This window comes from Myxococcus sp. AM010, from assembly GCF_013372585.1.
Lineage (GTDB): Bacteria > Myxococcota > Myxococcia > Myxococcales > Myxococcaceae > Myxococcus > Myxococcus vastator.
Genome location: NZ_JABXEO010000157.1, coordinates 1 through 8,360, shown reverse-complemented (window position 1 = coordinate 8,360; position 8,360 = coordinate 1). Strand labels below are relative to the sequence as shown.

Here is an 8,360-nt window from a genome sequence, read left to right as displayed (position 1 = left end):
GGCCAGGCCCCCCGTGCTTCGAGCCCCGCTCCGTGCTGGAGCGTGATGTCCTGTCCTATTGCGCGGGGCGTGCCACACACCGGCTCCGGCGAGCCCACTTGAGCGCCATGAGTCTTTTCAGTGAGTTGTGAATTCGGGTGTCGTTTTCCCGGGGCCGTGCGGGGTGGTGACAACTGTCATCACCGGTGACAACCGTCATCACCGGGACGGCCTCCAGGTGGTGACTCTTGTCACCGGTGGCCCCTCCCGCGCGCGGGCCTACAGCCCTCCGCGCAGCTCCAGTTCGCTCCACAGCGCGCCGTCGCGCTCCCGCAGCAGGAAGGTGAGGCGGCCCTGGTGGAAGCCTCGCACTGGCGCCTCCGGGTCCGGGAAGCCGGGGGGCAGCTTCCAGTCCGCGGGCTGGAGGGCGCTCGCGGGGATGGGGCGCTCGCGGCGCAGCTCGCCCACCTCCGCGTCCGTGAGTGTCCGAAGGCGGGCCCAGGGCAGCAGTTCGCGCCCGTGCAGCCACCCGCGTGGCTCCGGCCCCGGGTCCTCCCACGGGCCAATCGCCGTGCGCCGCAGGGTGGACAGGTGCGCCCCGCAGCCCAGCGCGCGCCCCACGTCGCGAGCCAGCGAGCGCACGTAGTATCCCCCGCGGCAGCTCAGCCACAGGCGGCTGGCGCGCGGCAGGTCATGGGACAGCCAGCGCGCCGCGTGCAGGTACACGCGCGAGGGCGGCAGCTCCACGGCTTCTCCCCGGTGCGCCTTCCGGTAGGCGGGCTCGCCCCCCACCTTCTTCGCGCTGGTCGCCGGAGGCACCTGCTCCCGCCAGCCCACGAAGGACGCCAGCGCCGCGTCCAGGGCCTCGGGCGTCAGCGCCGCCGTGGCTCCCTGGAGGACGGGCCGACCGTGCAGGTCCCCCGTGTCCATCTCCGTGCCCCAGATGACCTCTGCCTCGTAGACCTTGGGCACGGCGTGCAGCAGCTCGAACAGGCGCGGCGCCTGCCCCACCAGCACCAGCAGCAGCCCTTCCGCGAAGGGGTCCAGCGTCCCGCCATGGCACACCGGGATGCGCTTCCCCGGCTGCGCGACCTTCGCCTCCTCCATGAACCGCTGCACCACCGAGAAGCTCGTGGCGCCCACCGGCTTGTGGACCCGGTAGATGCCCGGACTCAGTTTCCCTCCCACCGCGACCCTCCTGTGGCCGCCCAGCCTACCCCGACCGGGAGCGCGGTGGCGGAAGGCCGCGCCCCTCCCCGCACCTCCAATGAATGGCAACTCATGCGGTGCGCCGTGGGCGCCGCGCGTCTGCAAGGCCAAGACCATTCCCCGTCAAATACAAGCAGCCGGCGCCCCACCGGTCCTTTGCCATTCACCTGGCAATCATCTCGAACCAGGAACGGCCTGACAGGCGTATTCCTGCGTAAGGCAAAGGACGGCCATCCCCGCAGTGCCTCGCATTCCCTCATGAGGTGTCTCCATGACATCCCCGCTTCATTCGGGCTGGGCCCTGCTGTCCGCCCTGGCCCTGATGCTGTCCGCCACCACCGGCTGTGATGACGACCCGCCTCCGCCCGTCCCCGACGCGGGGCAGCAGCCCACGGACGCGGGCACCGAGGACGCCGGGACGGACGCGGGGCCCGAGGCGCCCTGGGACGGGGGCTACACCGTGCTGGACGACCCGGGCGACTGGATTGACCGGGGAGCCTTCTCCGCGTGCCGGTTCACCGTGGACAACCCCAGCCTGGAGGCCTGCGCGGACCCGGCGAGCTTCGACATGTCGTCGTGCAACGCGGACCAGCTGGCCGCGCTGGAGCCGCACGGCATCTACCTGGCCGACATGAGAGCGGAGCGGCTGCTCGCGGACGGCGGTACGTCCGTCACGCCCGGCAGCGGCGGGTTCCAGCTCCATTCGGACGGCGGGCCGGACACGCTCAGCTCCGTGCCCCTCACCGCCCGGATGACGGATGGCGGCACCTTCTTCCTCTCCAGCAAGCGGACGCATCCCGTGTCAGGGGAGCGGGTGGTGTCGATTGCAGGCTGCGAGGTTCCCAAGCCTGGCTTCATCACCGGCTGCTACGTCACCTGCTCGCAGTCCCCCCGGCTCACCACCTACAGCGTGGGGACCTTCGAGGCCCAGCGCCCGGACGCGCGTGAGGAACCCGAGTCCTCCGGCGGCTTGCAGCTCGTCTCCGAGGCCGTCGTGGACCTGGGGACACCGGTGGACGTCTACGTCGCGCACGACCACGCCTACGTCGTGTCCGTCAACCGGTTCGACCGCTTCGGCGGGCTCACCGTCTTCGACGTGAGCGACCGGGCCCATCCCCTCTTCAAGGCGTCCATCAGCCTGCCCGGGGACTCCTACTGGAACGGTGTGTGGGCCAAGGGCAACGCGCTGTACGTCGCCAGCGCGGACACCGGTGTCTCCGTCTTTGACATCTCCAACCCCGGCGCTCCTGAGTTCGTCCAGAGCCTGCCCGGCAATGGCTACACCAACGTGCACACCGTGCTGGTGGATGGCGACCGGCTGTACGCGTCGGACGTCACCAACTTCGTGGGCAGCACCCGGGTCTACGACGTCAGCACGCCCCTGGAGCCCGTCCTCCAGCAGGTCATCACCCTGCCCGAGGACTCCTCCCTCGGCGGTCCCCATGACTTCTTCGCGTACCAAGGCCGCCTCTACATCAGCAACGCGTACAGCGGTTACTCCGTCGTGGACGCGTCCGACCTGGAGAACGTGAGCCACCTGGGCCAGTACGTCTACCCGGCGTTCGGCGGCTTCTCGCACCACAGCGCGGTGGGCACCTTCGCGGGCCGCACCATCGCCTTCGAGGGCGGCGAGTTCGCGGCCTCGCACCTGCGCGTGCTGGACGTCACCGACCCGGCGAACATCGTGAAGATGGGCGAGTTCCGCATGCGGCCCGTCACCTCCATCCACAACATGATTCTCAAGGGGAACCGGCTGTTCATCGCCTGGTACCACGAGGGCCTGCGCGTGCTGGACGTGGCCAACCCCACCCGGCCCCGACAGGTGGCGCACTTCAATACGTACCGGGAGAGCGACCCGCGCCGGCGGGAGGGCCCCTTCGAGGGGACCTTCGGCGTGCGAGTGCCCGGCGACGGGCATGTCTATGTCGTGGATTCCTCGCGCGGGCTGCTCATCTTCAACGAGCCCTGAGCTGGCCAGGGGCGCCACTTTGCGGCGCTCGCGGTGACCTCTATGCTGTGCGGAGGGCGCCCGCGGAAACGACGCGGGCACCTCCTTTTCCTCATCCAGAGGCTGCACCTCATGCCTGTCCGTGCCGCGCACCCGTTGCTGGCGCTCGTCTGTGCCATGTCGTTGTCAGCGTGTTCCTCGTCGGAGCCCACGCCACCAGCGCCCCCTCCCGAGCCGCCCGCCTATGACGGCCCCTGGGAGGCGCTTTCGGAGCGGGGGGAGTGGGAGGACCCCGGGGCCTTCGAGGCGTGCCCCGCCCTCAACTCCCAGGTCGCCTGCGGTGCGCCGGAGGCCATCGCCCTGCCGGGCTGCGACATGGGCTCGCTCGCGGGCCTGGAGCGGGAGGGCGCCATCTACCGCGCGGAGATACGTTACGAGTTCCAGGGACAGGCCGGCGTCCAGGCGTCACCAGGGAGCGGCGGCTTCCAGTTCGACGCGGCCCGCCAGCCGGTGTCCGTCATGGGCCGCGCGCCCCAGGGCTTCGCCTTGGACAGCGAGCGCTTCGTCCTCGCCACCGAGTACACGCGCACCACCCAGGAGCGGGACCGGCTCACCTTCGCGGGCTGCCGCGCCCAGGGACCCCGGCACCTCACCGGCTGCTTCCTGTGGTGCCGCAACGGCACGCTGCGCTACCGCGGAAGCTTCCGCGCCGAGCGAATGACCTGGCGGGAGGACGAGCCCGAGTCCTCCGGTCTGCAGCTGCTGTCCGAGTCCTTCGTGGACCGGGGCCTGCCAGTGGACGTGTACGTCACGCACGGCCACGCCTACGTCGTGTCCATCAACGCGTCCGAGCGGCAGGGCGGCCTTACCGTCTTCGACGTGCGCAATCCCCACGCCCCCGTGCAGACCGCGTCCTTCCAGCTCCCCAATGACGGGTATTGGAATGGCGTCTGGGCCCGGGACGACGCGCTCTATGTCGCCAGCGGGGATGCGGGGCTGCTCGTGTTCGACCTGGAGGACCCGGCGCGGCCCGCCTTCGTGCGCAACCACCCTGGCGGCTCCGGCCCCGTCGATGTGCATACCGTGTTCGTGGAGGGGACGCGGCTCTACGCCATGTCGCCCGGCCCCAACCAGGAGACGCTCATCTTCGACGTCAGCCAGCCGTTGGCGCCCCAGCTCCTCACGCGCTACGCCCACGCTGGCGGCAACGGCTACCCGCACGACGCCTTCGCGTATGACGGGCGGCTCTACATCAACCACACCACCGACGGCTTCCTCGTCGTCAGCCTGGGCGGCGAGACGCCGGAGCTCCTGGGCCGGTATGCCTACCCCTACGCCTACAGCCACGCCAACGCGGTGGGCACCTTCAACGGCCGCACCGTGGCCTTCGAGGGCGGCGAGACGCTGGGCGCCCACGTGCGCGTGCTGGACGTCACGCAGCCCGCCGCCATCACGAAGATTGGCGAGTACCGGCTGCGCGGCCTCACCTCCGTCCACAACATGGTGCTGGTGGGCACGCGGCTCTACGTCGCGTACTACCACGAGGGCGTGCGTGTGCTGGACGTGTCCAACCCCGCCCAGCCTCGTGAGGTGGCGCACTTCAACACCTTCCGCGTAGCAGACCCGCGCCGGTCCGACGGCATGTACGAAGGTGCAATCGGCATGCGGGTTCCCGGTGACGGCCGCATCTACGTCGTGGACACGTCGCGCGGGCTGCTCATCTTCAACGAGCCGTAGTCGCTGCAAGTCAAGGGCCCCGAGGCGCCGGTGAGCACCTCCGGCGCACAGGGACCGCGACTCCACCTTCACGGCGCAAGCAGTCCCCGGAGCCCCAACCCAGGTCCGCTCCTCGCTTCGTAGGCACAACAGCCGCCGCGCCCTTCCGGCCGGCGTGCCTTCCGCGAGGTGCGATTTGCCGCTGTCCTCCGCCCCGACCTTCCGAACGCTGCGCGTGGTCTCTACCCTCTGGGCCTGTGTGCTGGCCGGATGTGACGACTCGCCGCGCCCCACGCCGGATGGCGGAGTGCCGCCGCCTCCCGTGGACTCCGGCACCGCCGACGCTGGCAGCGAGCCCTGGGATGGGGGCTCCACCGCGCTGGAGGAGTTCGGGAACTGGGTGGACCGCGGGGCCTATGCGCCGTGTGCCCTGGTGGGGGACGGCACGCACGCCTGCGAGACGCTGGATTCGTCCGGCTTCGACCTGTCGGCGTGTGACCCTGCCGCGCTCGCGCAGGTGCCGCCCGTGGGCGTCTTCCAGGCGGGCCTGCGGGAGGAGGGGCTCCTGGCGGATGGCGGGACACAGGCCGTCTTCTCCGCCGTGGGCTTCATGCTCCGCGATGACGGCGGCACCAGCACGCTCGCTGGCCAGGCGCTCGTCACCCAGGAGACGGAGGACGGCCGCTTCTTCCTCGCCATGCGCAGCACCACGCCGCCGATGAACACCACCATCGCCCTCGCCGGCTGCCAGGCGCCTTCCACCGGCATCATCACCGGCTGCTTCGTGCGCTGCACCAACAACGCCCCTCGCCGCAAGGGCACCTTCGAGGCCCACCGCATGACGTGGCCCCAGGGCGAGCCCGAGTCCTCCGGCGGCCTCCAGCTGCGCGCGGAGGCCCACGTGGCCCTGGGCAGGCCCGTGGACGTGTACGTGGCCAAGCAGCACGCCTACGTGGTCTCCACCCACACGCCGACGAGCAACGGCGGCCTCACCGTCTTCGACGTGAGCGACCCGGCCCACCCCGTCTTCAAGGCGTCCATCAGCATTCCCGGGGACTCCTACTGGAATGGCGTCTGGGCCCAGGATGACGCGCTGTACGTCGCCAGCAGTGTCTCGGGCGTCATCGTCTTCGACATCACCCAGCCCGCGGAGCCCGCCTTCCTGCGCAGCCTGCCTTCGGGCCTGTACGGCGTGCACACCGTGCTGGTCCACGGTCAGCGACTGTTCGCCACCAACAACGAAGGCCGCACGGACATCTTCGACGTCAGCACGCCGCTGGCGCCGGTGGCGCTCCAGAGCATCGCCCTGCCCGAGGAATACTCACTCGGCGGGCCGCATGACCTCTTTGTGTACGAGGACCGCCTCTACATCAGCAATGCCCAGGGCGGGTACTCCATCATGGACATCTCCGACCTGGAGAACGTCCGGCACCTGGGCCAGTACGCCTACCCGGACGTCTACTCCCACCACAGCGCGGTGGGCACCTTCGCGGGCCGCACCATCGCCTTCGAAGGCGGCGAGTTCGCGGCCTCGCACCTTCGCGTGCTGGACGTCACCGACCCGGCGAACATCGTGAAGATTGGCGAGCACCGCATGCGGCCCGTCACCTCCATCCACAACCTGATTCTCAAGGGCGACCACCTCTACATCGCCTGGTACCAGGAGGGCCTGCGGGTGCTGGACGTGTCCAACCCCACGCGGCCACGCGAGGTGGCGCACTTCAACACCTTCCGGGAGACGGACCCCGGCCGCACGGACCACCTCTTCCAGGGCGCCTTCGGCGTGCGGTTGCCCGGCGACGGACACCTCTACGTCGCCGACGCGCCGCGCGGGCTGCTCATCTTCAACGAGCCACAGTAGCCCCGCGCGACTCACGCCTCGATGCGGTTGCGGCCGTTCTCCTTCGCGCGCAGCAGCCGCGCGTCCGAGGTCCGCAGCAACGCCTCCACCGTGTCGCCGTCCCCCGGCGACACCGCGATGCCCGCGCTGAAGGTGACGTGGAAGGGCTCGCCGGCGTCGCCATCAAAGGTCATGTCCGACAGCTCCGCCGCGGTGCGGGCGAGGATTTCCGAGGCGCTGCCCGCGTCCTCCCCCAAGAGCCCCACCACGAACTCCTCCCCGCCCCAGCGGCCCCGCACGTCCTCGCGGCGGAAGCGCGCGCCCAGCAGCCGCCCCAACCACATCAACACGCGGTCTCCCGCCAGGTGGCCGTAGCGGTCATTCACATGCTTGAAGTGGTCCACGTCCAGGAAGCACAACGCCAGCGGCCTTCCCTGGCGCCGTGACTCGGCCAGCCGGGCGCGGAGCCCGTCCAGGAAGGGCCGACGCAGCAGCAGGCCCGTCAGCCCGTCCCGCTCCGACCGCTCGCGCGACAGGCGCGTGCGCTCCAGCCGGGCCTGCACGCGCGCGCGCAGCTCCTCGCGCAGCACCGGCTTGGAGAGGTAGTCATCCGCCCCCGCCTGGAAGGCCGCCAGCCGGAACTCCAGCCCCAGGTGCGCGGTAATCAGCAGCACCGGCAGCTCCTGCCACTCCGGCGTGGAGCGCAGAATCCGGCACAGGTCGAAGCCGCTGGGCCCCGGCATCTGCACATCCAGCAGCAGCAGGTCCGGCCGGTGCCGCGCCAGCGCCTCCATCAGCCCGTGCGCGTCGTTCAGCCCCACCACCTCCATCTGGTCGCTGGCCAGGGCCTGTGTCAGCGCGGCGATGGCGTCCGGGTCGTCATCCACCACCATCACCCGCGCGCGCTCCGGGCGGCGCGCCGCCACCATGCGCTCGGCAGCGGCGGAGAAGTCCCGCGCGGTGAAGGGCCGTGGCAGGAAGAGGGACGCCCCCGCATGCGCCGCCGCCACCCGCTCCTCCAGCACGCCCCTGGCACCGGTGACGGCCAGAGGCAGCACGGGCAGGCTCTCCTCCGCGCGCAGCGCATGCGCCACGGCCAGGCCGCCCAGTGGCCCCCCCAGGTCCAGGTGGACCAGCACGCCATCCACCCACTGCCGCCGCGCCACCTCACACGCCGCGCCCACCGTGCGCGCCGTCACCACGCCCACGCCCACCTGGCGCCCCATGTGCTCCGCTTCGGCCAGCAGCTTCGCGTCCTCGTCCACCACCAGCAGCACGCCCTCGGAGGGCCGCGGCGGCGCGGCGGCGGGCTTCACCGGCACGGAGGCCGCGGCGGCCAGCGTGCGGAAGGACGCGTCCAGCGCCGCCACGTCCACGGGCGCTCCGGCCCGGGTTGGCAGCAGCACCGCCTCCAGCAGGCCCGCCCGGATGCTCACCTCCAGGAAGCCGTAGCTGCCCGCGGTGCCGTGCAACTTGTGGACAACCGTGTAGGCCTCCTCCAGCGCCGCCGCGTCACCGCCGCGACCCCGGACGAGCAGCGCCTCCAGCGCCGCCACCTTCTCCTTCAACCGCGCGCCGTACTCCGCGTTGAGCGCCGCCAGGCTGGCGGCCAGGTCGTCCACCGCCACGTCCACTTCCTCCGCCTCCTCCAGCGCCTCGGGCGGCGGC

5 protein-coding genes are annotated in these 8,360 nt (G+C 71.1%); 3 read left to right on the top strand and 2 right to left on the bottom strand.

Annotated elements, in window-relative coordinates; translation table 11 throughout:
* Positions 1 to 258: 258 nt before the first annotated feature.
* On the bottom strand, positions 259 to 1,167 hold the full coding sequence (gene truB, locus HV826_RS35450) for a tRNA pseudouridine(55) synthase TruB (protein WP_176421438.1): 909 nt from the start codon (positions 1,165 to 1,167) through the stop codon (positions 259 to 261).
* 292 nt (positions 1,168 to 1,459) lie between these two features.
* Here truB and HV826_RS35445 point away from each other — a divergent pair, with 292 nt between their 5' ends.
* From HV826_RS35445 to HV826_RS35435, 3 genes are all read left to right on the top strand, one after another.
* Positions 1,460 to 3,157, top strand: coding sequence for an LVIVD repeat-containing protein (locus HV826_RS35445; RefSeq protein ID WP_176421437.1), 1,698 nt, complete (start codon positions 1,460 to 1,462; stop codon positions 3,155 to 3,157).
* Between the two features lie 111 nt (positions 3,158 to 3,268).
* Positions 3,269 to 4,873, top strand: a complete 1,605-nt coding sequence (locus HV826_RS35440; protein WP_176421436.1) for an LVIVD repeat-containing protein — start codon at positions 3,269 to 3,271, stop codon at positions 4,871 to 4,873.
* A gap of 214 nt (positions 4,874 to 5,087) precedes the next feature.
* Positions 5,088 to 6,713 carry an LVIVD repeat-containing protein gene (locus tag HV826_RS35435; RefSeq protein WP_368671065.1) on the top strand — a complete coding sequence of 542 codons (1,626 nt, stop codon included), beginning with the start codon at positions 5,088 to 5,090 and terminating at the stop codon, positions 6,711 to 6,713.
* 11 nt (positions 6,714 to 6,724) lie between these two features.
* Here HV826_RS35435 and HV826_RS35430 read toward each other — a convergent pair.
* Positions 6,725 to 8,360: diguanylate cyclase (locus HV826_RS35430; RefSeq protein ID WP_176421435.1), on the bottom strand; the 1,636-nt coding region annotated here is incomplete at its 5' end.